Origin of the sequence: Streptococcus sp. FDAARGOS_520, assembly GCF_003812685.1 — a bacterium.
Taxonomy (GTDB): domain Bacteria; phylum Bacillota; class Bacilli; order Lactobacillales; family Streptococcaceae; genus Streptococcus; species Streptococcus agalactiae.
On record NZ_CP033810.1, the window covers coordinates 1,959,848 to 1,983,801 of the forward strand.

Genomic DNA, 23,954 nt, shown 5'->3' on the forward strand with positions numbered 1-23,954 from the left:
TATGGTATTAACCGAATTTACCTGTAATGTAATCTTCAGTTTCTTTATGTTTAGGATTCATAAACATTTCTTTTGTATTGCCATATTCAATTAAGTTACCGTCTAAGAAGAAACCTGTACGATCAGAAATACGTGAGGCTTGCTGCATAGAACGTGTAACAAGTAACATGGTATATTGATCTTTTAGACCATGTAAAGTCTCTTCAATTTTACCAGCAGAAATTGGGTCAAGTGCAGAGGTTGGCTCATCTAGAAGGATAATTTTAGGCTTGGTAGCAAGGGTTCTGGCAATACAAACACGTTGTTGTTGACCACCAGATAAACCAAGAGCAGAGTCGTGTAATCTATCTTTGACCTCGTCCCAGATAGACGCGCCCTTCAATGAAGTCTCTACGGCTTCATCTAACGTAGCTTTGTCTTTTATTCCTTTGAGTCTAAGACCATAAACAACATTTTCAAATACTGACATAGGAAATGGATTAGGCTGCTGAAAAACCATCCCAATTTCTTTACGAAGTTCTACGGTATCAGTGCGCGGGCTATAAACATTATGTCCGTTATACATCACTGCTCCTGTTAGAGTGACTTCAGGATTTAAGTCTCCCATACGGTTAATAGCTCGTAAGAGTGTTGACTTTCCAGAACCAGACGGACCAATTAAGGCTGTAATTTCATTAGGATAGAAGTCCATTGAGACTTCTTTTAAAGCTTTTTTCTTATTATAGTAAACAGACAAATCACTGACTTGTAAAATAGGTTGTGTCATCTTTTACCTCACTATCCAAATCGACCAGAAACATAATCGCTAGTAGATTGACATTTAGCATTTTGGAAAATGTTATTCGTTTTATCGTATTCGATTAAGTCTCCAAGATAGAAAAATGCAGTATAATCACTAGCACGTGCTGCTTGTTGCATATTATGTGTTACGATAATTATAGTGTAATTTTTCTTGAGTTCAAACATTGTCTCTTCTAGTTGCATAGTTGCAATCGGATCGAGTGCTGAAGCAGGTTCATCCATTAAGAGAATTTCTGGTTTAACTGCGATAGCACGTGCAATACATAATCGCTGCTGTTGACCGCCAGATAAAGTGAATGCTGATTTATGAAGGTCATCTTTTACTTGATCCCATAGAGCAGCTTGTTTTAGTGAGGTTTCGACAACTTCATCTAAGAATTTTTTATCTTTTACACCAGCACGCTCATATGCAAAGGTAATGTTTTTATAAATTGATTTTGCAAACGGGTTTGGACGTTGGAAAACCATTCCGATATGTTTTCGCATCTCGTAAACATTGATATCTTGAGCGTTAACATCAATTCCTTCATACATGATTTGTCCAGTCACGCGTGCAATATCAATCGTATCATTCATACGATTTAAGCTACGAAGATATGTTGATTTTCCACATCCAGATGGGCCGATTAAGGCTGTAATTTTATTTTTTTCAAATTGCATATCAATTCCCTTGATAGCTTCTTTCTCACCGTAGTAAACGTGTAAATCTTTTGTGGTGAGAGCTGAATTTTCTTCAGGGAAGGTAATGATATGGCGTTCGTCCCAATTATATTCTGCCATTACTACTCCTTTTAATTAGACGAGGTTAATTTCGAATGAAGTTTCTTACCGATCGAGCGAGCTGAAAGGTTGAAAATAAGAATAACAACCAATAAGACTGCGGCGCTACCGGCAGATACTTGTGTTGCATCAGGGATTGTCCCTTCGCTATTAACTTTCCAAATATGAACAGCTAAAGTTTCTGCTTGACGGAAAATTGAGATTGGACTTGTAACACTAAGGACGTTCCAATTTGACCAATCAAGTGCTGGAGCAGATTGACCAGCTGTATAAATAAGTGCTGCTGCCTCACCGAAAATACGTCCTGAAGCTAGCACAACACCAGTTACAATACTTGGCAGAGCTTCAGGGACAACGACGTAAATGACCGTTTCCCAACGAGAAATACCTAGGGCCAATCCTGCTTCACGCTGTGTGTGGTGTACATTTTGAAGGCTATCTTCAACACTACGTGTCATTTGGGGTAAGTTAAAAACAGTAAGTGCTAAGGCACCTGAGATAATTGAGAAGCCATATTGAAATTGAACAACGAAGATTAGGTAACCAAACAGACCAACTACAACAGAAGGAAGAGATGACAAAATTTCGATACATGTTCTAACAAAGTTTGTTAAACGTCCTTTTTTAGCATATTCTGAGAGGTATATTCCAGCTCCTAAAGATAGAGGAATAGAAATAATCAGAGTAACAATAAGTAGGAAAAAGGAATTGTATAATTGTATTCCAATACCGCCTCCTGCTTCATATGATGATGATTTCCCAGTTAAAAATGACCAAGATACGTGTGGCAATCCGCGAACAAGAATAAAAATTAAAAGAGAGGCGAGGATTGTAACGATGATAGCTGCAATACTATAGAGTATTGTAGTTGCTAATTTGTCAGCCTTTTTAGCGTTCATAGTTTTTCTTTCCTTCCCTTGTAATTAACTTAATAACTGTATTAAATGCTAAACTCATAATTAAAAGTACTAAGGCTAGCGACCAGAGGACATTGTTTTGTACAGTTCCCATTACAGTATTACCAATACCCATTGTTAGAACAGACGTTAATGTTGCTGCTGGTGTTGTCAATGACGTTGGTAAAATTGCAGAGTTTCCGACAACCATCTGAATTGCTAGAGCTTCACCAAATGCACGTGCCATACCAAAAACAATTGCAGTGAAAATTCCTGGACGTGCAGCGTTTAATATAACACGCCAAATTGTTTGCCAACGAGTTGCCCCCATGGCTAAACTTGCTTCTTTATAGTGACGTGGCACAGCTCTAAGGCTATCTACTGTCATGAAAGTAACAGTTGGTAGAATCATGACGAAGAGGACACAGACCCCAGATAAAATGCCAAAACCTGTTCCCCCAAAAATAGAGCGAACGAAGGGAACAATAATCTGTAAACCAATAAAACCGTAAACAACAGAAGGAATCCCAACTAGTAATTCAACTGCAGGTTGTAAAATTTTAGAACCATATTTAGGTGAGATTTCAGTCATAAATACGGCAGCACCGATAGCAAATGGTGTAGCAATGATAGCTGATAGAATAGTAACAATAAATGATCCAGCTATCATTGGAAAAGCACCAAATGACTTAGCACTTGGTTCCCATTTTGTATTAAATAAGAAGTCTGTTAATTTAACGCCATCAACAAAAAATGTAGATAGTCCTTTTTGAGCAACAAAAATCAAAATCATCGCAACAATGAAGACGATTAGGGCAAGCGAAAGAAAAGTTATTCCTTTACCAAATTTTTCTAATCGAGAGTTTTTTGAAGGAGATGTTAATTTTTTAGCTAATTCTTGATTTTTCATAATTCCTCCTAGGATCAAGATGCTTTATCTAGATGTGATTAAGTTTTATTTTGGGGTTACTTTACCTTCAGCATCTTTAACAACTTTCATGTCGTTAATAGAGATATATCCCATATGTTGTACGATACTACTTTGAACTTTATCACTTTTCATGTAGTCTAAGAATTCTTTTGTTAGACCTGTTTCATTACCTTTTGTATACATATGTTCATATGACCAAAGTTTCCAGTTGTCGGTAGTAACATTTTTAGCTGTTGGCGCAAAACCATTTAGTTTTAATGTTCCGACAGATTTATCAACGTATGCAAAAGCGAGGTATGAAATCGCACCAGGTGTTTGAGAAACAATTGATTTCACCATACCATTTGAATCTTGTTCTTGGCTTTGAATAGGAGCAACATTTCCCATAATAGTATTATCGAAGGTTGCACGGGATCCAGAACTTGCTGCTCGATTGATGATGGAAATATCTAAATCTTGTCCTCCCACTTCTTTCCAATTCTTGATTTTTCCTGCAAAAATATCACGAAGTTGGTGGGTGGTTAGATTTTTAACATTAACTTTTTTATTAACAATAACAGCTAATCCAGCTACTGCGACTTGATGGTCTTTCAATTTCTTAGCATCAATACCATCTTTTTCTTCTGCAAATAAGTCGCTATTACCAATTTGAACAGCTCCAGACTGTACTTGTGATAAGCCTGTTCCTGAGCCTCCTCCTTGGACATTGATAGTCTTACCGAGGTTTGTCTTACCAAACTCATCTGCTGCAGCTTCTACAAGTGGCTGTAAGGCGGTTGAACCAACGCTGGTGATTGATTGACCTTTATCAATCCAATTAGCACAACCAGACAGCGTCAATAAGACGGTGGCTAGCAAGGTTAACAAAAAAATGTTTTTTTTCATTTTCATTTTCCTATTCTTTTGAATAAATTTTGATATTTAGTAGTTGATATATATTACTAAAATCATTGAGTGTTTAATGATTTACAAATAGTAAAAACACACATCACTGTCCCATAGTACCATAAGTTTCTAGGGTTTGAAAAGTATTTCTTTTTCCTTTTTTATTAAAAGTATTCAATAACAGTTATGTCTGAAATCGTAGTCCTTTAGGGTAATAATTTTTAAGAGTATTATTTGTCACTTTTGCAAAACCTAATCCATTGCCTTTTACAAGAATTTGATACCAACCGTTTGGAACAGTCTTGTCTAGTTTGACTACATTTCCAGATACGTACACCTCAAACTGTTCTATATCAATTTCAATAGACTGTACTAGGTCATGTTCGCTAAGTGCCATTCCTAAAGCAAACGATGGCTCAAAACGATTCTTCTTGAAAGTGCCTAGATGGAGACCATTGCGTGCTATTTTTAATTTAGACAAATCGGGGAGACCATTAGGTAGAAGATAGAGTTGGTCGCCGAAAACATCTAAAACACCGTTCAAGTCTATCTTTAAATGGTCTTGTGCAAATTGTTGCCACAATTGTAACTGCATTTTATTTATTTTCTGTGCTTTTGGCTTAATTTTCTGTGCTTCCTTAGATCTAGTATCTCTCAGTTTTGCAACGAATTGTCCTTCACCTTGAAAATGATGAGGGTACATCCTTGCAACTTGTGGTACATTAATCCCTTCAACCATCCCATTTAGTTTAGGAATATCAACAAGTTCTAAGTAATCATACTCTTGAAGGAGCCAATTAACCACTTCTTCGTTCTCTTCTGGTGACCATGTACAAGTAGAGTATACAAGTATACCACCATGAGCTAGCATTTTGATTGCTTCTTTTAAAATATCTCTTTGTAACTGTGCACATTCAGTGGGGTAATCTTTGTGCCAATATTGTATTGCTTGAGGATCTTTGCGGAACATTCCCTCACCAGAACACGGACCGTCAAAAACAATAAGATCAAAAAAAGAATTAAAACATTTGGCTAGTCGTTGGGAGCTTTCATTAGTCACGATAACATTTCTAGCACCAAAACGTTCGACATTTTCGACTAAAATTTTACTACGTTTATTTGAAATTTCATTACTAACTAATAGACCAGTATTGTTTAAATATGATAGAAGGTGTGTTGTTTTTCCACCAGGTGCAGCTGCTAAATCTAGCACTTTCATTCCTTCTTGTGGTTCAGCAATCTGAGCCACTATCTGAGCAGCAGGTTCTTGAGAATAAACAAGGCCAGTTGTGTGTTCTATTGATTTTCCTGATATTTTCCCATAATGCCCCCAAGGGGTACTTGGGATGGCATTTGGAAAATCAAGTTGCTTTTCTTTGAGAGGATTGGTGCGATATGCCGATATGGGTTTTTGTTCAAAACTGTCAAAAAAAGCTTCTGCTTCATCTTTAAGTATAGTCTGATATTTTTCAATAAATTCATTCGGTAATTTCATGTTTCTATTATACTACATAATCACGGGCGTGCAAAAAAACCTTCTATTTAATTAGAAGGTTTTAAGTTTATTTTTTGGTAAGGTAGGATTGGATAAGATTTAATTTCGACTTTGGTAGGAACATTACTTTTTGTCTTGTTGAATAGTTGGGTTCTTCCCCGTCAAGCGTTAATAAGGTAAATCCTAATGTCTCCCCCATGATTTTTGCTGCAGCATAATCCCAAGGTTGAATATACGAAAAATAAGCTAATAATTTGCCCTGCATGACTTTTGCCATGCTAATTCCAGCACCACCATAGATACGAACACCTAAGGTTTCAGAAGCTAAATGGGCAATACCGCAATCATTTTCTGCATACATAGCAGAATTTACTCCAAGTAAGCAACGTTCTAAAGGACACTCTTGAAAAGGAACAATTTTTTTATCGTTAGCATAGACATCAAAATGTCCTCCCCCGCTGTAAAGAATATCAGCCATAACGTCGTAGATGATACCAAATTGTCCAACGCCTTCTTCGTAATAAGCTAACATAACAGCAAAGTTATCTTTTTGAACAATAAAATTAACAGTTCCATCAATAGGGTCTAAAACCCAAACATTACCTTGTGCAATGGGTGAGCGCACATCATCTTCTTCGGCAAGTATATTATCATCTGGGTAATGTTGAATAATTTCTTGAATTAATAATTTTTGTGTTTTTTTATCAAGACTTGTCACTAAATCATCAAATCGAGACTTTTCCTCAACATCAAAAGTATTTTGCATCTCAGATTTAATGAATTGACCAGCTTTATACACTAATTGTTTAGCGAAATCAAATTTAGCGTCCAAGTGAAATAAATCCTTTCGCTTGTTGTTGTGCTGCTTTAACAGCTTGATAAGTGGAATAACCGCTAGTTCTCTGGAATTCACGGTCAATTTGTTTTTCCTGCGCCTTGGATTTAACAACTTTTTTAAATTCTTTATAGCTATCTAGCAAATCATCAACTTTAATACTATTTTCATAGGCGTGTTCAACTTGATTTAAAAAGCGAAGTACCTTAGTAATATCTTCCGTATTCCATGAAGGATCAAGAGGATAACTATAATTACTACTAATCATGTTTTCCCTCAATTTCAGCACGAATAGTGGCCTGTTTCAGTTCTTGTTTACGATAGTCACGCGGTAAGAAGGCACGAATTTCATCCTCATTAAAACCAATCTGCATACGTTTTTTGTCTAAAATAATTGGGCGTCGTAAAAGACTTGGATTTTCTGAAATTAATTCCATTAATGAAGACGTTGATAATTCGTCTACATCAATAGCAAGTTTTTGAAAGACTTTTGAACGTGTGGAAATAATGTCTTCTGTACCATTTTCTGTAAACGATAGAATTTGTAATAGTTCTTCTTTATTGAGTGGACTTGTAATAATGTTATGCTCTTCAAAAGCAACCTCATGCTTACTTAGCCAAGCACGCGCTTTTCGACAACTAGTACAGCTGGGTGATAAAAATAAGGTAATCATATAACCGCCTCTTGTATTTACTAGAGACTATTATACAAAAAATTAAAGAGTTTGACTATCTTTTTTCCAATTTAAAGCAATTTCTTTATCTTTTTTAAGTTGTTTTACAAGATCGTCAATACCATTAAACTTTACCATTTCTCTGATTCTTTTTAACCAGAAAATTTCAATAGTTTCTCCATAAATGTCGCCATCAAAATCAAAGATATTAGCTTCTAAACGAAGTTCTGTACCACCAAAAGTGATATTTTTTCCAATGCTCGTCATTGCTCTATAATATTTTCCATTAATCAGAACATTGGAAATATAAACACCGTCTGCAGGTAAGTAAGTGCGATTAATAGGAGCTAGATTAGCAGTTGGGAACCCTATAGTTCGTCCTCTAGCATCTCCATGTACTACCATGCCACAGGTTGAAAACTCATAACCCAAAAGTTGGTTAGCTTTCTCAACATTACCCTCTGTAATCAATTGACGAATACGTGTAGAAGAGATTTTTTCACCACCTTCAGAAATTTCATCAATAATATAGACTGGTCCCTTGAAATTACGCGCTAGATAATCACCACTGGTACGATTATGACCGAACTTATAATCAAAACCGACAACAGCAGCTTTTGCTCTGAGACCATAAATATATTTCTTAATAAAAAGGTCAGAAGATACTTTTGAAAAATGACTGGTAAAATTCATTAAATATAACTCATCGACGCCATACTCTTGAAATTTTTCAGAACGTTTTTCTGGAGAGGTAAGATGTAGCAATAATTCAGGTTGGAAGCGAGCGAAGGTTAGACGAGGTGTCTCATTAAACGTTAAGACGACAATTTTCAAATTTTTTTCGGTCGCGATTTTTTTAGCTTTATCAAAGAGGGCTTTATGTCCCAGATGTAAGCCATCAAAATAGCCCAAAACTAAGACGCAATCTTCTTTAGCTTGAATATCTTTATAATCATTAATGTAATGGATTTTCATGATTGACTTTCTTTATAACAATACTTTGTGTGGTTTAAATTCATTGCCACGTTTTTCTAGTATAGCGATAACTCTATTTTCATAAAAAGCTGCTAAGGTATCTGCTTCATTTTCTAATAAGATACGACGTCCGTATGAGATTTCAACTTTATCTTCCTCAGTTAGGTTAACTTTTGGGAGATCTAAAACACCATATTCAATTGGAAGTAAAAATGAAAAATCTTCTTGCTTATATTTTTCATTAATTTCTTCAAGCGTTAATGATTGTGTAATAGATAATCCTGCAGATGAGGTTCTTTTTAGGAAAGACATATGGCTAGCATATCCTAGTTTTATTCCTAGATCAACAGCTAACGTCCTAACATAGGTACCTTTACTGCATGAGACATAGAAACTAAAACGGCAGATGCCTTTTTCGAAGTACAATGGGCTTGTGCGTCTAAATTCAGAAATTGTTATTTGTCGTTTAGGTCGCTCTACTTCTTCTCCTGAACGAGCATATTCATAGAGTTTTTTACCATTTACTTTAACTGCTGAATACATAGGAGGAACTTGTGTAATTGGACCGGTAAAACTTTTCATCGCATGATCCACAACATCCTCGCTAAGATCGGATTGAGTTAGTGGAGTTCTTGAAATGACCTCTCCACTAGAATCTTCTGTACTTGTGGCATATCCTAAAGTGATTTCTCCTTCATAAATTTTGCCACTTTCTGTCATATATTCAATAACACGAGTGGCTTTTCCAACCGCAATTGGTAAAACCCCAACAACATCTGGATCAAGAGTTCCGCCGTGTCCTATTTTTTTTGTATGTAATATCTTTCGAAGCTTGAATACAGCATCGTGTGATGTCATTCCAGCTTCTTTCTTTAAATTAATTATTCCTGTAATCATGTTTTATATTATATCAGTAAATAAGCGGTAACACAAAGAAAGGAGCGTAAAAACTTACGCTCTTTTGGTATAGTGCTATAAGGATTTATACCTAATCTAAATAGTATGAAAAGCCTGTACTAACCTTCTTGAACCCTAGGTTTTCATAAAAATGATAAGCTTCCTGACGATATTCTTTTAAACTGCTATTTAAAGCCAGTACTTCACTTCCATCTGTTTTAGCTAGCTGTTTAACGTGATTAATAAGTTGACTAGCGATGCCTTTACGACGGTGCTTTTCATTAACTACTAGTGCTAAAATACGATAGTAAGTCCCACTTTTTTCAAAAAAGTAAAGTTTATGATATCCAACGAAGGCGAGGAGTTTGCCATTATCCTCAGCTATCAAAAAGCCATAATCTGAATGAGTAAGAATAACCTTTAAAATAGATTGAATCTCTGATAATGATATTGCGTATCCTAATTCTTGATACAAAGGGACTAATTTTTCACTATCGTCTAGTGTAGCAGTTCTAATCTTCATAATCATAACCTCTTAGTCTTTTAGAGCATCGAATTTTGCTTTCATTGTTGGATTTTTTCTTGTTAATTTCTTGACAGAAACATCGTCTAATTTATTATTTGCAAGACGTAGTTGATTTTCAGACGTTGTTAAAGCAGCCTTAACAGCTTCCATACGTTTAATAGATTTATCTATTTCATCGATTGCTTTCTGGAAATTTTTGCTTGCAGAATTATAATTTTTAGCAAATGCATTTTTGAAAATATCTAAATCTTCTTCAAAATGTGTGATGTCAATATTTTGTTCTTTCATCAAAGCAAGCTCTTGTTTATATTTTAAGGTATTGAGTGCTGCATTTCTTAGAATACCAATTAATTGGATAAAAAATTGTGGACGTATAACGTACATTTTAGGGTATTTGTGACTAACATCAACAATTCCAGTATTATAATAGTCATTGTCTGCTTCAAGCATAGTTACTAAAACTGCGTATTCGCAAGATTTTTCACGACGATCTTTATCTAATTCTTTGAAAAAATCTTCATTTTTATGCTTCTTGATAGTATCATCAGACTCATTTTTCATTTCAAACATGATACTTAAAAACTCAAGGTCATTTTCATCCTTTTCTCGATAGATAAAGTCCCCCTTTGAGCCACGACTTGATAATGTATTGTCCTTCTCAAAATAAGCATTAGGAAAGGCCAAATGTCGCACTTTATTAAATTCTGTTTCAGCATAATGTTCTAAACTTTCTCCTACTGCTTTAGTAGACTGTTGAGCTTTGAAGTTTTTATAGAATTCTACTTGTTCATTGGCTGCCTTTAGTTGTACTTCATAATCACTTTTTACTGAAGCTAAAGCTAAATCTTTTTCTTTTTCTTGAATGTGCAACTGATTTTGTATTGCATCTCTTTCTCGTTCGACTTTTGTTAGCGCCTCTTGCAAGCTATTTTCATGCTCTAAACGTAGTCTATCGATTTGGTTTTCAAGGTCGCGAAGCATCATGTCTTTTTGATTTAATTGCTCAGCGAGTTGGTACTCATTGTCTTTGAGAAGATTGTCTTTTTCTATAAGAAATTGTTTGACTTTGTACTGAAGTTTAGCTATCTCCTTGTCTTTTTCTACAACAACTTCCTGTAATTGATTTTTTGCTTGCTCCCCTAATATTAGACGTTCTTTTTCCAACCGTTCACTTACTTCTTTGTCAAAAGCATCTCCGCGAATTTGTTCTAGTAATTGATGGTATTCAGACTCGTTGATGGCAAAAGCTGTTCCACAATGAGGGCATTTGATTTCGTTCATGATAACTCTTCCTATGATGTTTTGTATTTGGTTCTAGCTAAGTTGTTGTCTGATGTCATTTTGGATACGTTCCCACTCCTGCTCTGCACGTGCTATCTTACGTTTGTAATCGTTGAGCCCCTGTTTATAACGTTGGATAAGATAATCCTGTCTAAAAAGCGGGATACTTGGTATTGCAATATTTAACAGTTCCTTTGTGCTAATATTCATCACAGCTTTTCCTTTGTTAGCATTCTCAAGTGCCTGTTGACCTTCTTCTGAATCAAAAAAAAGCTTTAAGTAGTACCCTCTAATGTGTTGTGTAGGCCTTAGTATTGTAATATTAGCAGAGGCAACGACAGGGTAATCTTGCTCTTCAAAAATAGCAACTTTCTTGACAGTTCCTTTTGAAGCGATTAAAACATCGCCTTCCTGAAGTAGATATTTTAAAAGCGATCGTTGTTCATCTTGGAATGTTCTTAAGTTATGGTAGTCAATTCCTAAAGGAGACATATCACTCAAATTAATAATACGGATATCACCTGCTTCTGCTTTTGAAGGCACAGCTTTACCTTTAAAGCAGTCTACCAATTCAGATAATAAATAAGTTTTTTTCTCTGGGTTACTTGTTGGATTTTGTGGCACAATAGACTCCTTTCGTCTTTAAAATATTATATCACAAAACATAGTTTTTTAATACTAAAATAAAAAATAAGCTTTCAGTAAGAGAAGCTTATTTAGATTAAATCTATTAGTCGTAAGGAAAATTCGATTTTTGATAAAGCCAATAACATGCTACGATAAGAACAATACTGGTAATCATGCTTCCTTCCACACCAAATTTTCCACCGCTAATCCAGTCAGCACCATAGGTTTTAACATGGACTAGGGAGTTAGACAACATTGGCTCTCCACTAACTTCGATTCCAAAGACACTCCCTTGTACACAGTTCCAGGCGCCATGAATACCACACGCCCCCCAGATGTTACCTTTTAAAATAACATAGAGCGATAGAAATAGTCCAAAGAGACACAGATTGAAAATTGAGATAAGGCTTACATGATTATTAGCGCTATGCAGAAGACCGAAAAAGATTGAACTGATACTGACAGAAACTATCTTACTATACTTTGTGGCACTCACCGGAAGTAACCATCCACGACACAATATTTCAACAGATGCGCTTTGTACCTGCCATCCAACAGCAAAAATAAGAAACCAAATCAATTTATCAGCTGTAAAACGAACAGTTTCGATAACTCCAGAGCCTGAAATTATTGTTAATATTAAGCAGGCTCCAAAGAGAACGCTCCCGACTAACCATCCTCTAGATAATTCTGTTAGGGCTCCTTCTTTAAATAGCCCTAGAGAACTAATTGGACGCTTCTCTTTAAATTTCACCCACATAAATAACATTACCGTACTAATTGAAGTTGCTAGTAAAATGATTAACTGGACGATATCGCTATCCCACTCTAGTTTCCAAAAATCAAGCGAGATAATCAATTCAATAATAATATAGGTAAGGAAATCTGCTGTAAATAGTAATATCAAAGCCAATAATATAGTTAAAAGGACATGCCTTGATACTTTACCTTTTGCAGTTTCCTCAAAAATAGACTCTCTCATAAATATCTCACTTTTATCTAACTTTATACTGTTATATTATACAATTAAGATTACTTGCTGTCAATCGTTATCGAAAAGATTAGAAAAGATAATCTTTATTATAAACTAATCTACTGATTTCAAGGCATCTAACATATTGAGTTTTTTTAATTGATGGTTAACTATAAAACCTAGACTTATTAGAATGATGACTACTACGCTTATTGGTATTATAAATGTAGTTGGTGATACTTTTTCACCAAAAAGTATTTGATCTGAACCAATTAGCAACATCATTTGACGGTGTAAATAAGTACCGCTAATGGTGCCTAGAATCACACCGATGGTTGATAAAATAATGGTTTCGCGGTAAATGTATAAAGTTACTTCTTCATTATAAAAACCTAATACCTTTATAGTTGATAGCTCCCGCTTACGTTCTGCTAAATTAATATTAGTGAGATTATAGAGAATTACAATGGCTAACAATAAAGATACGACAACTAAAATAGTCATAGAGCCATCTAAAGAACGCACAACGGCTTCTACACTAGCCAGCTGAAGAGCATTTTGCGTAAGAGACTCAACTCCATTAATTTCTAAAAGTTTTTCTGCTAAGTTATTTGCGATTTTATGTTTGGTTAACTTAACCAAAAAAGCGTTATCTTTAGCTTCTTTCTTAAAAATAGTTCGATAGTATTGTTTTGTCATAAAAATATAGTGACCAACATTCGCATTGACAACTCCTGTTATTTTTAATTTTCTAGAAGGAAGTGTTTGTGAATGAGATAAATGGATAAAATCACCGGTATTAACATGATAAAATTGAGCTAATTTTTTAGAAATAATAATCCCTTTATTATTCAAGTGCAATGACTTATTAGTTGTTGCTTCTTGTAAATAAATAAAAGGTAGTAATTGTTTTTTGTCTGTTATGAATAGGGAAATTGACTGTTTATTAATTTGTCCAGGAATGGATTCGTCAAGATTTTCAAGGTGTATTGGTTGGTATTTGTCTATTTTTGAATCTTTTGAAAGTAGTTCAAGTATTTTTGGGGGAGAAGCATTTGTGTTATATGTTAGCAATATATCATAGGGCATAATACGACCGAAATGTTCATTGACGGTTTGCTTTAAGGAGGATTGTATTCCTAGACCTGAAAATAAGAGCGCTACTGATCCAGCAACTCCAAATATGGTCATAATCATCCTTTGTTTGTAACGAAAAATATTTCTAGCAGTTACTTTTTGTGTGAAGGACAGTTTTTTCCAAATCCAATTGATATACTCTAAAGCTATTTTAGATCCTTTAGCTGGTGGTTTTGGTAATAATAAAAATGCTGCTTTTTCTTTCAACTCACGTCGAGTGATAACAAAAACTGGAAGAACAATGCTTAATAATGAAAAAACAAAGGCTAGTAAACTGTAATTTAAGAAAAGATGATACTGTGTGTTTGGAATAGTCAGGTCTTTGGAAATGATATCAGAAATAATACGAGGTAAAAGATAATGCCCTCCAATGATACCCAAAGTAGTCCCTAATGTTCCTGCTATAAAACCATAAATAATAAATTTAAAGATAACTTGGCGGTCACTATAGCCTAGTGCTTTTAATATGCCTGCGTTGGTTCTTTCTTCCTCGACGAACCTAGTCATTGTTGTTAAGGTTACTAATGCTGCGACTAAATATAAAATAATGGGGAAAAGATTACTGATTTTAGAAGTGCTATTTGTACTGGAGTCAAAAGTGTTATATCCTTGTCCTCCAGGAAAGGTAGTACGGTTGTAGACAATAATTTGAGGCGATTCCATTATTTGGGTGTTATGTCTCAATTTTAGAAGCTCTTTTGTTCGTTTCAAAAGAGATAGTCGGTCTTGTTTAATTTTCATTTGAATAGCTTGTCTTTGAGATAGTGGCATCGCTAGGCTATCATTATCTAACCGATTGATTTGTTTTTGAGCTTTTAGTAGGCTTTTTTCCTCCTCATCGATTTTACGTAGGCTCTCTTTTTTTGTTTTGGTATATCTTATTTTATTGTGAATATTTAATTTTCGCGATACCTTTTCTTGGTATTTCGCTACTTTTTCTTTGTAACTTATTGAGAAAGGGTTAATCAACCTAAGATCTTTAAAAGTTACCCTTGCCATTGTATATACTGGAGAGTGAAATGCTGTCTTATCTAATACGCCATAACTATCTAAGTCGCCGTCCCCTGTTTGAGAACTACCAAGGTTTGTCTTAGACCAAATCTCGGTAGAATTAACAAAACCTACAATAGTTAGAGGACCTGTATTTGAAAACAGTTTGTTTTTATCTTGTTTAAAATTAATTTTATCACCTATTGCATATTTTTTTCGTTCCTGAAATGAGAGAGCAATTTCTGATTTATTTAAAGGGAGACGTCCCTTAACAAGATCAAAGGTTGATATCGTTTTGGTATTGGAATACAATCGATAAGATTTACTATTCTGTTGAGGGGTTGTATCTACAAAGTAAGAAAATTCAACTTGTGATCCTTTTAAGCTTTCTAAAACAGTTTGATCATGTTTGTCAAGTCCCCAAGAATTGAAAACGGTAATATCCATAACATGATGATGAGCAAGGTAATTTTGTGCTGTTCTTTGCATATTAGGTGCTGAGACCTTCAGTCCTATAAAAGCAAATGAGCCTAACATCATAAGTAAGAGGATTGATGAAAATCTACCTTTTGAAGTCGTAATTGATCGATAGATATCTTTCCAAAATGTCTTTCCCATCTGTATAACCTCTAATATTCTATGTTCTGAATATCACTTGGATTCTCGTTTATTACAATATCACTGATTTTTGAATCATGCATATGGATCACGCGATTTGCAATTGGCGCTAAGGCAGTATTATGAGTAACAATGATCACAGTTGTTTCTTTTGATTGCGCCATCTTTTGCAGGATGGCTAGTACTTGTTTTCCAGTTTGGTAATCTAAAGCACCAGTAGGTTCATCACAAAGTAACAGTTTAGGTTTTTTGGCAATAGCTCGTGCTATTGCAACGCGTTGCTGTTCGCCACCGGAAAGCTGTGCTGGAAAATGATTGATACGGTGTCCCAAACCTACGTTTTCTAATGCCTGTTGGGCATCTAATGCCTTTGGAACAATTTCTGAAGCCAATTCTACATTCTCTAGTGCTGTTAGATTAGGGACTAAGTTATAGAATTGAAAAACAAACCCGACATCATATCTACGGTAACGAGTCAATTCCCTGATGGTATAATTAGCAATATTCTTACCATCAATTAAAACTTCACCTTCACTATTACTATCCATCCCTCCTAGTATATTGAGAACAGTAGATTTGCCAGCGCCGGATGCACCAAGAATAACCACCAACTCACCTCTTTCAATACTGAAACTAATATCATTGTTAGCAACAATTTCGGTTTCACCTGTTTGATAACGCTTATAGGAATGCTTCATTTCAATATAGGACATAACGGCACCTCACACTATGAATACACCTATATTATAGCACTTTTTTATTAATTCTCCCATAAAAATAAATACATAAATTAAGTTATGTAAAATAATAATTTTTTTAAAAATCTGAGCTAAACACTCAGATTCCACTTTATTTAATTTTCTCTTCTTGGTAGTCGCATTTTTCATTTGAGCAAACAACTTGTTTACCACCACCGCGTACTTTTTTCTCCACTAAGAAATCATTTGATTTGGGGCAAGTTCGTCCAATAGGTTTGTCCCAAGATGTAAACTCACATTCTGGGTAGCGGTCACAGCCATAAAAGATACGATTGCGTTTTGTTTTTCGCTCAATAACTTGTCCTTTTTGACAGATAGGACAAATAACACCTATTTCCTTAGTGATAGCTTTTGTGTTATGACATTCAGGGAAATTGCTACACGCATAAAACTTTCCATAACGTCCTAGTTTTATTACCATTGGTGATCCACATAGCTCGCAATCAAATCCAGCAGGTTCATCCTTTATTTGAATTTTCTCCATTTCAGTTTCTGCTTTTGCAAGTTCTTTTTCAAATGGTTTATAAAATTCATCGATAATCTTTTGCCACTGCTCTTTACCAATCTCAACTTCGTCTAGTTTCCCTTCCATTTCGGCAGTGAAGGTAACATCAACAATATCTGGGAAAAATTCTACAATAAGGCTATTAACAATTTCACCAAGTTCAGTTGGTTCGAAGCGTTTAGCTGCAAGCTTAACATAATAACGTTTTTGAATAGTCTCAAGCGTTGGGGCATAAGTTGAAGGACGACCTACACCGTTTTCTTCAAGTGTTTTAATGAGACTTGCTTCTGAAAACCTTGCAGGAGGTTGAGTGAAGTGTTGTTCAGGATTCGTATTAACCTTTTTAACACTTTCTCCTTCCTCCATATCTGGTAACATTTTATTTTTGTCAGTATCGTTATAAACAGCCATGTAACCATCAAACTTGACTTGGCTACCATTAGCAATAAAAGTAACACCATTTTGCGTTAAATTAACTTTCATTGTGTCAAAGACTGCTGCTGTCATTTGGCTTGCAATAAAACGGTTCCAGATAAGAGTGTAAAGTTTTAGTTGATCTTTGTCTAAATACTTAGCAATACTTTCGGGTGTATGATTAACACTAGATGGGCGAATAGCTTCGTGAGCGTCTTGTGCTCCAGAAGCATTTTTAACTTTATTCCCATGTTTAGAATAATTTGCACCAAAACGGTTAGTAATAAATTCTGTTGCTTCATTTTGTGCTAACGGACTAATACGTGTAGAATCAGTACGCATATAGGTAATCAGACCTTGATGACCTGCTGTGCCTAAGCTAAGTCCTTCGTACAGCTGTTGCGCAATCATCATGGTTTTACGAGTTCGAAAATTGATTTTATTAGCTGCATCTTGTTGCAATGAAGAAGTTGTATACGGTAATGGTGCATTACGACGACGCTCTTTTTTTTCAACTTTTTCAACTAAGAATTCATCAGTTTTAATACGTTTTAGAACTGTTTTGACGTCTTCATTATTCGATAATTTGAATTTCTTTCCGTCTAAACCGTAGAAAGTGGCATTGAATTTACGTGTTCCTTTTTTAAAGGAACCGTCAATAGTCCAATACTCCTCCGGTTGGAAAGCCTTAATCTCATTTTCACGATCAATGATTAGTTTAAGAGCAACTGATTGTACACGTCCAGCTGATAGCCCTTTTTTTACTTTTTTCCATAAAATAGGTGAGATAGAATAACCAACAATGCGATCTAAAACACGTCGTGCTTGCTGAGCATCAACGAGATCTATGTTAATCTGACGAGGTTCCACAAAAGCATTTTTAACAGCATCTTTTGTGATTTCATTGAAAACAACACGGTTTCTGTCTTCTTTGTCTAAATCTAAAATATGCGCTAAATGCCAGGAAATAGCTTCTCCTTCACGGTCCGGGTCACTCGCGAGGTAAACTTTTTTAGCCTTTTTAGCTTCTTTTTTTAAATCATTAATGAGAGGTCCTTTACCACGAATATTAATATATTGTGGTTCGTAATTATTCTCAAAATCAATGGACATACTTGACTTTTTTAAATCACGGATATGACCTACTGAGGCTACAACTTTATAGTTACGTCCTAAGTATTTTTCGATAGTCTTTGCTTTTGCAGGAGACTCCACAATAACTAGATTTTTTTTAGCAGTAGCTGATTTTTTTTTACTTGTTTTTTTGGTCGACGTTTTTGTCGTAGTTGCCATAGGTATCACTTTCTATATCGTAAACTTATAGCATAATAACTCACTTTTCTTAAACTGTCAATAGAAAACTTCTCCTATAGTAGAAAGCAAAACACTACTGATATTCAGAAAGGATATCTTTTCCTGAAATAATGCATTTAGCTCCTTCTTGGATAAGATGGTGGCATCCATCTGATTTGCCATCGATAATATTTCCGGGAATGGCAAAAACTTCTCGTCCCTCTTCTAATGCTCTTTCACAGGTAATTAAACTTCCAGATCTCATCTTAGCTTCGGCAACCACAATACCTTGACACAGCCCTGCAATAATACGGTTACGTTCGGGGAAATGAAATTTCAAGGGTTGTTCTCCGGTAAAATATTCTGATAATACGAGATGATTATATGACATATATTCTTGAAGTTTCTTATTCTCCGTTGGATAATAAACATCTAAACCACTCCCGATAACAGCTATACTACTGCCGCCATTTTTTAAAGCACTAACATGTGCTGCTGTATCAATGCCACGCGCTAAACCACTTACGATAACAAATTGATTGTTAGTCTCCTTGATAATCTTTTTAACAGACTGACAACCTATCTGAGATGCCTGTCTTGCCCCCACTACAGCTAATTTAGGTTTAGATAGAAGTTCAATATTACCCTGATAAAAAAGTAGAACTGGTGGATTATATATTTCTTTTAACTCTAAAGGATAGTTAGAATCCAAAATCGATAGAACTGGAAATTTTTTGAATTCTTGTCGAAGTTTTTTAAGGTCTAGCTGTTTATAATTTTCTATAAAGAAAGTAGGATTTTTACATTTTGATACTACGGCCATATTGCGAACAGATAGAGAAGTTAAACTATTCTTTTTGAGATAGTTGATAATATTGTTGATATTAAGATTTGTTAATCCAGCTTTTTTAAGCTTAAATAGTTCAAAATGATTCATAAGGTTACCTCCATTGACTATATTCGAAAATAATAGACAAAATAAAGTGATAAGATCAATCTATACTCTGAAGCATTGATAATAGCTATTTTTTCAAAAAAATAAGACTAGGATTTTTCCTAGCCTTTGACAAAAAATTAACGATTATCAACAAAGTTCTGTACATCTTTAATCATACGGAGTGTTACTCGGCTTCCGCCTGAATTGATATACCAATCTTTTCCATCTACCTCATGAACACGTTTGTTTTTGACAGCATCAGTTGCTTTAATAACATCGTTATTAAAAAGTTCTTTTGATGAAGCTCCTTGTCCAATAGTCGCTCCACGATCTAAAACAAAGAGATAGTTAGGATTTTTTTCAGTGATGTATTCATAAGATACGGGAGTACCATGTGAACTTAGTTTTTCATTTTCATTGACTGCTTTAAATCCACCTACAGAGAAAATCCAACCAAAACGACCAGAAGGTGATTGAGTTAAAAGTTCACCGCTGTTTGCCATTACAAATAGAGCTGTAGGTTTACCTTTTTTCTCAATAGTTTTCTGCAATTTAAGAACAGCTTGTGCGATATCTTTATTAAAGGTTTTTGCCTTTTTATTTTGGTCGAAGATTTTCCCTAACATTGTGACACGCTCAGCAACTCCTTTGTCAAATACTTTTTTTGAGTCGACTCCAGCATATACTAATGCTGCTTTAGGTGCAGCCTCCTTTAATTTTTCAATATTATCAACAGAAGCCATACGTGCTCCTAGGAAAACCACATCAGGTTGCATACGAGCAATAGCTTCAAAGTTTGGTTCGAAGAGACTTCCTACGTCTTGGTATCTCTTAGCTTTATAAACAGATTTGACGTTATTGGGCAATAAACTTAGAGCATTTTTAGCCTTCGGGATACCAATAACAGATTTTTCAGCTCCTAAAGCTGTGATAGTATCCAAAGCTCCCATATCAAAAACAACTACTTTTTTGGGTTTTAAAGGAACTTTAAGTGTCTCGCTGATTTGCTTTTTATTATCCGGCTTGTCTCTTTTTTCCTTTTTAATATAGACCGAATAGTTGTTTTTTATGGTAACAGTTTGTGATTTTTCTTTAGCTAAAACAGCTTGAGAAGTGGTTAAGATAGTGCATAGTGCTAATATAGCAATAATAAGTTTTTTTGTCATTAAATAAAATCTCCTAAAATAGATAAAAACTAAAAATGTTATCCTACATAAATCTCTTTATTTACGTTGTACAAAAAAGGATAATTGGTTTACCATCAACAGTTTCGATACGGATAGGCATATCAAATAAATGAGAAAGGATTTTTTCTTGCATAACATCTTCGACAGTCCCACAAGTCACCACTTGTCCTTCTTTTAAAGCGACAACATTGTCAGCGTAGTGAGTTGCAAAATTGATGTCGTGAATAATAATCACTATAGTTTTATTAAACTCATACGCATATCGTTTGATAAGATCCATCATTTGAACAGCATATTTCATATCTAAATTGTTGAGTGGCTCATCTAAGCAAATATATTGAGTATCTTGTGCCATTGTCATTGCGATAAAAGCTCTTTGAATTTGACCTCCGCTGAGGTTATTAATGAACTCGTCAGCTATATCGTTTAAATCCATATAAGATATAACTGATTCTATGACAGCTTTATCTTTTTGACTTAACCGTCCTTTACTATAAGGAAATCTACCGAATCCTATCAAGTCTCTCACCTTTATCTTGAGTGTTAAGTGATTAGATTGTCTTAATATGGCTAATGTTTTGGCTAAGTCATTTGAACTGTAGTGGGCTAATGGTACTTTATCAAGGAAAATTTCACCATTATCATAAGGTTCAAGTCGACTGATACAACTCAGCAATGTACTCTTTCCAGATCCATTTGGACCTAAAATAGCTGTTACTTTTCCTTTAGGAATCGAAATATTAATGTCTTTTAATATTTCCTTTTGGCCATAGAACTTATGTAAATTGTTTATTTGAATCATAAGTTTTTCCTTCCTTTGATTAAGGTGAATATAAAATAACTTCCCCCGATAAGGTTGAGGAGAACACTTAGTTGAACAGTGAGGTGTAATAGATTTTGAACGAGATGCTGCCCTAAGACAAGTGTAAAGATACAGATAACAATGGCTATAGGAACTAATATTTGATGTCTAAAGGTATGAAAACTGTGATAGGTAATATGTGCTACAAGTAAGCCTAAAAAAGTAATCGGCCCAACTAATGCTGTTGCTATAGCTACCATCAATGCTAACCATAAAAAAAATCTAGTAGTAAGCTTTTGATATGAGATGCCGAGTGATATCGCATTTTCTTTACCCAATAGTAAGACATCCAATTCCTTTATAAAAGGCCAATTAATGACAAAGCTAACGACAATGATAATGAAAGAAATCCAAAGGATCTTGGTGTTAATAGCATTGAAACTAGCAAAGAGCTGATTTTGTAAAATCATAAAATCGTTGGGGTCCATAATGGCTTGAATAAAGGATGAGATAGAAGAAAATAATGTATTAAATATGAGTCCAGCTAATAGAACAAAATACAAAGACTGTTTTTTATTTCGAAAAAGTATCGTAAATAATAAGTAAGCAAATCCAACCATTAATAATAATGAAAGGAGGAAGCTACTAAAAGATGAAAATTTTATGACACGCTGAGCTCCGATTAAATACATTAATCCTGTTTGGATAAGGATATATAAGCTATCTAAACCAATAATGGACGGAGTTAAAAGTCGGTTATTGGTTAGAGTTTGAAAAATAAGACTAGAACTACCAATGCAGATACCAACCAAAATTAATGCAATCAGTTTTTGATAACGTGTTTTTAGGATATAGATAATCAAAAATTCATTTGCGTCAGTTGGAATACCATAAATTAAAAACAAAATAATAGCAGCAATTAGTAGTATCAGTAAAATAAGTAATTTTGGTATCTCTAAATCCTTAATCATGATTTTCCCTCATTTCTTATAATTGAAATCAGGAAAAAGGCACTACCTAATACTCCTAGCGTAACTCCTATTGAGACTTCATAAGGAAAAATAACTAAGCGACCAAAAAGATCACATATCATGACGATACAAGCCCCTAAAAGCGATGTCTCTAAGATAGTTGAGGACATATGATCTCCTTTAGTTATGCTAATTAGATTAGGTACGATTAAACCTAAGAAAGGTAAAGCTCCTACGATAATAATGACTAGGGATGTCATAATTGAAACCAAAACTAAACCAAAGTAAATCATCTTTTCATAAGCAACCCCTAAATTCTTAGCGAAGCTTTCTCCAAGCCCAACAATGGTAAACTGATGAGCAAAAAAATATACTAAAAACAAACATGGCAATGCTAAGTAAAGAATTTCGTAGCGATGGCTAGTCATGATGGAAAAATTACCTTGAAGCCAACTGTTGACAGATTGTAGTACTTGAAAATGTGTTCCTAAAAATACTGTTGCTGCTGCTACAATTTGTCCAAGCATCAGTCCGATAAGAGGTATAAAAATATTATCCTTAAAAGTAATCATTTTTAAAATGGTTACAAAAAGAAGCGATCCTAAAATGGCAAAACCTGAAGCTATACATAGTTGAATAAAAATAGAGGTATTTTTAAAGAAAATCAGCGTAACAACTACTCCTAATTTCGCCCAATCCATAGTCCCTGAAGTTGTCGGTGAAACGAACTTGTTTTGGGTTAGTTGTTGCATCAGCAGGCCACAGACTGACAAACTTGCACCAGATATTAGGATACTAATGGTTCTTGGTAAGCGACTCGTTAAAAAAATATCTACCTGTGATTGATCAAGGTGTGTTATTTGCTCCAGTGGGATAGATTTCACACCAACAAATAGGGACGTTAGAGAAAGTATAACCAAAGTACAACCCATTACAGGAGTGGTTAATAGCTTTTTCATAAAACTCCTTAAAATGAAAGATAAAGTGTTCAAAAATGAGCACAAAACTATAATAACATAATTTTTTGGAAAAATATCTACTTTTTAAAGAATTTTATACTTAAGAAAACATTATTATATCAAGGTTTTTCTATTTAAAATCATTATAAATAAGATAGATTAAATTAGCAGAATATTTACTTTACCTATTTTTGAAATTAGAAAAAACCTTCGTTATAATTAAAGGTTTTTTCTAATTTTAAGCTAATTTTTTTGATTATCTTAGCAGGGTTTCCTGCTATAACAACGTTATTTTCAAATGATTTCGTAACGACACTTCCAGCGCCAACGACGACATTATCTCCTAATACAACACCTGGTAAAATAGTCACTCCTCCACCTAGCCAGACATTATTCCCGATTTGGATTGGGGCACCGTATTCTAATCCTGAATTTCTTTCTATTGGATCTAGAGGATGGAGTGGGGTGAGGAGTTGACAGTTTGGGCCAAACATACAGTTATCGCCAATACGAATTTCACAAACATCTAAGAAAGTTTGGTTAAAATTGGCGTAGAAGTTTTCACCAACATAAATATTACAACCATAATCGCAGACAAAACGTTGTTCCATATGGATACTCTTCCCAGTAGCACCAAACCATTTTTGTAAAATGACGTTACGTTTGCTACTATTATCTTCATTGTTAAAGGCTTGCATATTTTTTAGTGCAACTTCTCTATCCTTGCGTAGTTCAGGTGCTGATGGACGATAATATTGTCCTGCTAACATTTTTTCTTTTTCGGTCATCTTTTCCTCTTCCGTATTA

At 34.6% G+C, this 23,954-nt stretch carries 24 protein-coding genes; all 24 read right to left on the minus strand.

Going from position 1 to position 23,954, the window contains the following annotated elements:
• Positions 1–7: 7 nt before the first annotated feature.
• Entirely contained in the window at positions 8–766 is a 759-nt protein-coding gene (gene pstB, locus EGX96_RS10335; RefSeq protein WP_000193363.1) for a phosphate ABC transporter ATP-binding protein PstB, read from the minus strand.
• An 11-nt stretch (positions 767–777) separates the two neighbouring features.
• Positions 778–1,581, minus strand: a complete 804-nt coding sequence (gene pstB / locus EGX96_RS10340; RefSeq protein WP_000852851.1) for a phosphate ABC transporter ATP-binding protein PstB — start codon at positions 1,579–1,581, stop codon at positions 778–780.
• Between the two features lie 11 nt (positions 1,582–1,592).
• Positions 1,593–2,480 (minus strand): phosphate ABC transporter permease PstA, encoded by an 888-nt coding sequence (gene pstA / locus EGX96_RS10345; RefSeq protein WP_000992189.1) that lies wholly within the window; start codon positions 2,478–2,480, stop codon positions 1,593–1,595.
• Complete coding sequence (gene pstC / locus EGX96_RS10350) at positions 2,470–3,387, minus strand: phosphate ABC transporter permease subunit PstC (protein WP_000795716.1); 918 nt, start codon at positions 3,385–3,387, stop codon at positions 2,470–2,472. Before pstC ends, pstA begins: the two co-directional genes overlap by 11 nt.
• 45 nt (positions 3,388–3,432) lie before the next feature.
• Positions 3,433–4,299 (minus strand): phosphate ABC transporter substrate-binding protein PstS family protein, encoded by an 867-nt coding sequence (locus tag EGX96_RS10355; RefSeq protein ID WP_001873504.1) that lies wholly within the window; start codon positions 4,297–4,299, stop codon positions 3,433–3,435.
• A gap of 178 nt (positions 4,300–4,477) precedes the next feature.
• Positions 4,478–5,788 carry an RsmF rRNA methyltransferase first C-terminal domain-containing protein gene (locus tag EGX96_RS10360; protein WP_000775401.1) on the minus strand — a complete coding sequence of 437 codons (1,311 nt, stop codon included), beginning with the start codon at positions 5,786–5,788 and terminating at the stop codon, positions 4,478–4,480.
• A 67-nt stretch (positions 5,789–5,855) separates the two neighbouring features.
• Complete coding sequence (locus tag EGX96_RS10365) at positions 5,856–6,620, minus strand: inositol monophosphatase family protein (RefSeq protein WP_000338948.1); 765 nt, start codon at positions 6,618–6,620, stop codon at positions 5,856–5,858.
• The gene (locus EGX96_RS10370; protein WP_000625903.1) at positions 6,610–6,891 is read right to left on the minus strand and encodes a UPF0223 family protein; all 282 of its coding nucleotides are present in this window, start codon (positions 6,889–6,891) and stop codon (positions 6,610–6,612) included. Before EGX96_RS10370 ends, EGX96_RS10365 begins: the two co-directional genes overlap by 11 nt.
• A complete protein-coding gene (locus EGX96_RS10375; RefSeq protein WP_000631264.1) occupies positions 6,884–7,297 on the minus strand; it encodes a Spx/MgsR family RNA polymerase-binding regulatory protein in 414 nt (137 codons plus the stop codon). The genes EGX96_RS10370 and EGX96_RS10375 overlap by 8 nt, the downstream gene beginning before the upstream one ends.
• Before the next feature lie 42 nt (positions 7,298–7,339).
• Entirely contained in the window at positions 7,340–8,272 is a 933-nt protein-coding gene (locus EGX96_RS10380; RefSeq protein WP_000690921.1) for a bifunctional riboflavin kinase/FAD synthetase, read from the minus strand.
• 12 nt (positions 8,273–8,284) lie between these two features.
• A complete protein-coding gene (truB, locus tag EGX96_RS10385) occupies positions 8,285–9,169 on the minus strand; it encodes a tRNA pseudouridine(55) synthase TruB (protein ID WP_001873502.1) in 885 nt (294 codons plus the stop codon).
• Between the two features lie 91 nt (positions 9,170–9,260).
• Positions 9,261–9,692: a GNAT family N-acetyltransferase gene (locus EGX96_RS10390; RefSeq protein ID WP_000702703.1), complete on the minus strand. Its 432-nt coding sequence runs from the start codon at positions 9,690–9,692 to the stop codon at positions 9,261–9,263.
• Positions 9,693–9,704: 12 nt separating this feature from the next.
• Complete coding sequence (locus EGX96_RS10395) at positions 9,705–10,976, minus strand: DUF2130 domain-containing protein (RefSeq protein WP_001002583.1); 1,272 nt, start codon at positions 10,974–10,976, stop codon at positions 9,705–9,707.
• 33 nt (positions 10,977–11,009) lie between these two features.
• The gene (locus EGX96_RS10400; RefSeq protein ID WP_001135934.1) at positions 11,010–11,600 is read right to left on the minus strand and encodes a restriction endonuclease subunit S; all 591 of its coding nucleotides are present in this window, start codon (positions 11,598–11,600) and stop codon (positions 11,010–11,012) included.
• A gap of 106 nt (positions 11,601–11,706) precedes the next feature.
• Entirely contained in the window at positions 11,707–12,585 is an 879-nt protein-coding gene (locus EGX96_RS10405; protein ID WP_001209260.1) for a CPBP family intramembrane glutamic endopeptidase, read from the minus strand.
• Between the two features lie 105 nt (positions 12,586–12,690).
• Entirely contained in the window at positions 12,691–15,321 is a 2,631-nt protein-coding gene (locus tag EGX96_RS10410; RefSeq protein ID WP_000520616.1) for an ABC transporter permease, read from the minus strand.
• Positions 15,322–15,332: 11 nt separating this feature from the next.
• Entirely contained in the window at positions 15,333–16,034 is a 702-nt protein-coding gene (locus tag EGX96_RS10415) for an ABC transporter ATP-binding protein (protein ID WP_000120355.1), read from the minus strand.
• Between the two features lie 136 nt (positions 16,035–16,170).
• The gene (gene topA, locus EGX96_RS10420; RefSeq protein ID WP_000246604.1) at positions 16,171–18,291 is read right to left on the minus strand and encodes a type I DNA topoisomerase; all 2,121 of its coding nucleotides are present in this window, start codon (positions 18,289–18,291) and stop codon (positions 16,171–16,173) included.
• A gap of 94 nt (positions 18,292–18,385) precedes the next feature.
• Positions 18,386–19,228, minus strand: a complete 843-nt coding sequence (dprA, locus tag EGX96_RS10425) for a DNA-processing protein DprA (protein WP_001015250.1) — start codon at positions 19,226–19,228, stop codon at positions 18,386–18,388.
• Positions 19,229–19,365: 137 nt separating this feature from the next.
• Positions 19,366–20,394, minus strand: a complete 1,029-nt coding sequence (locus tag EGX96_RS10430; protein WP_000162772.1) for a siderophore ABC transporter substrate-binding protein — start codon at positions 20,392–20,394, stop codon at positions 19,366–19,368.
• Between the two features lie 61 nt (positions 20,395–20,455).
• Positions 20,456–21,217, minus strand: coding sequence for an iron ABC transporter ATP-binding protein (locus tag EGX96_RS10435; RefSeq protein WP_000614752.1), 762 nt, complete (start codon positions 21,215–21,217; stop codon positions 20,456–20,458).
• The gene (locus EGX96_RS10440) at positions 21,214–22,188 is read right to left on the minus strand and encodes an iron chelate uptake ABC transporter family permease subunit (protein ID WP_000588576.1); all 975 of its coding nucleotides are present in this window, start codon (positions 22,186–22,188) and stop codon (positions 21,214–21,216) included. Before EGX96_RS10440 ends, EGX96_RS10435 begins: the two co-directional genes overlap by 4 nt.
• Entirely contained in the window at positions 22,185–23,147 is a 963-nt protein-coding gene (locus EGX96_RS10445; RefSeq protein WP_000735588.1) for an ABC transporter permease, read from the minus strand. The genes EGX96_RS10440 and EGX96_RS10445 overlap by 4 nt, the downstream gene beginning before the upstream one ends.
• Before the next feature lie 197 nt (positions 23,148–23,344).
• Entirely contained in the window at positions 23,345–23,935 is a 591-nt protein-coding gene (locus EGX96_RS10450; RefSeq protein ID WP_000136508.1) for a sugar O-acetyltransferase, read from the minus strand.
• Between the last annotated feature and the right edge of the window lie 19 nt (positions 23,936–23,954).

What these genes read in the sequence shown, in the direction of transcription:
- EGX96_RS10355 (WP_001873504.1), bottom strand. Translation starts at nt 4,299, where the DNA reads ATGAAAATGAAAAAAAACATTTTTTTGTTAACCTTGCTAGCCACCGTC.
- EGX96_RS10380 (WP_000690921.1), bottom strand. Translation starts at nt 8,272, where the DNA reads ATGAAAATCCATTACATTAATGATTATAAAGATATTCAAGCTAAAGAA.
- pstA (WP_000992189.1), bottom strand. Translation starts at nt 2,480, where the DNA reads ATGAACGCTAAAAAGGCTGACAAATTAGCAACTACAATACTCTATAGT.
- EGX96_RS10445 (WP_000735588.1), bottom strand. Translation starts at nt 23,147, where the DNA reads ATGAAAAAGCTATTAACCACTCCTGTAATGGGTTGTACTTTGGTTATA.
- EGX96_RS10360 (WP_000775401.1), bottom strand. Translation starts at nt 5,788, where the DNA reads ATGAAATTACCGAATGAATTTATTGAAAAATATCAGACTATACTTAAA.
- EGX96_RS10390 (WP_000702703.1), bottom strand. Translation starts at nt 9,692, where the DNA reads ATGAAGATTAGAACTGCTACACTAGACGATAGTGAAAAATTAGTCCCT.
- EGX96_RS10450 (WP_000136508.1), bottom strand. Translation starts at nt 23,935, where the DNA reads ATGACCGAAAAAGAAAAAATGTTAGCAGGACAATATTATCGTCCATCA.
- pstB (WP_000852851.1), bottom strand. Translation starts at nt 1,581, where the DNA reads ATGGCAGAATATAATTGGGACGAACGCCATATCATTACCTTCCCTGAA.
- pstB (WP_000193363.1), bottom strand. Translation starts at nt 766, where the DNA reads ATGACACAACCTATTTTACAAGTCAGTGATTTGTCTGTTTACTATAAT.
- EGX96_RS10370 (WP_000625903.1), bottom strand. Translation starts at nt 6,891, where the DNA reads ATGATTAGTAGTAATTATAGTTATCCTCTTGATCCTTCATGGAATACG.
- EGX96_RS10395 (WP_001002583.1), bottom strand. Translation starts at nt 10,976, where the DNA reads ATGAACGAAATCAAATGCCCTCATTGTGGAACAGCTTTTGCCATCAAC.
- EGX96_RS10405 (WP_001209260.1), bottom strand. Translation starts at nt 12,585, where the DNA reads ATGAGAGAGTCTATTTTTGAGGAAACTGCAAAAGGTAAAGTATCAAGG.
- EGX96_RS10430 (WP_000162772.1), bottom strand. Translation starts at nt 20,394, where the DNA reads ATGACAAAAAAACTTATTATTGCTATATTAGCACTATGCACTATCTTA.
- pstC (WP_000795716.1), bottom strand. Translation starts at nt 3,387, where the DNA reads ATGAAAAATCAAGAATTAGCTAAAAAATTAACATCTCCTTCAAAAAAC.
- EGX96_RS10410 (WP_000520616.1), bottom strand. Translation starts at nt 15,321, where the DNA reads ATGGGAAAGACATTTTGGAAAGATATCTATCGATCAATTACGACTTCA.
- dprA (WP_001015250.1), bottom strand. Translation starts at nt 19,228, where the DNA reads ATGAATCATTTTGAACTATTTAAGCTTAAAAAAGCTGGATTAACAAAT.
- EGX96_RS10415 (WP_000120355.1), bottom strand. Translation starts at nt 16,034, where the DNA reads ATGTCCTATATTGAAATGAAGCATTCCTATAAGCGTTATCAAACAGGT.
- truB (WP_001873502.1), bottom strand. Translation starts at nt 9,169, where the DNA reads ATGATTACAGGAATAATTAATTTAAAGAAAGAAGCTGGAATGACATCA.
- EGX96_RS10435 (WP_000614752.1), bottom strand. Translation starts at nt 21,217, where the DNA reads ATGATTCAAATAAACAATTTACATAAGTTCTATGGCCAAAAGGAAATA.
- topA (WP_000246604.1), bottom strand. Translation starts at nt 18,291, where the DNA reads ATGGCAACTACGACAAAAACGTCGACCAAAAAAACAAGTAAAAAAAAA.
- EGX96_RS10375 (WP_000631264.1), bottom strand. Translation starts at nt 7,297, where the DNA reads ATGATTACCTTATTTTTATCACCCAGCTGTACTAGTTGTCGAAAAGCG.
- EGX96_RS10440 (WP_000588576.1), bottom strand. Translation starts at nt 22,188, where the DNA reads ATGATTAAGGATTTAGAGATACCAAAATTACTTATTTTACTGATACTA.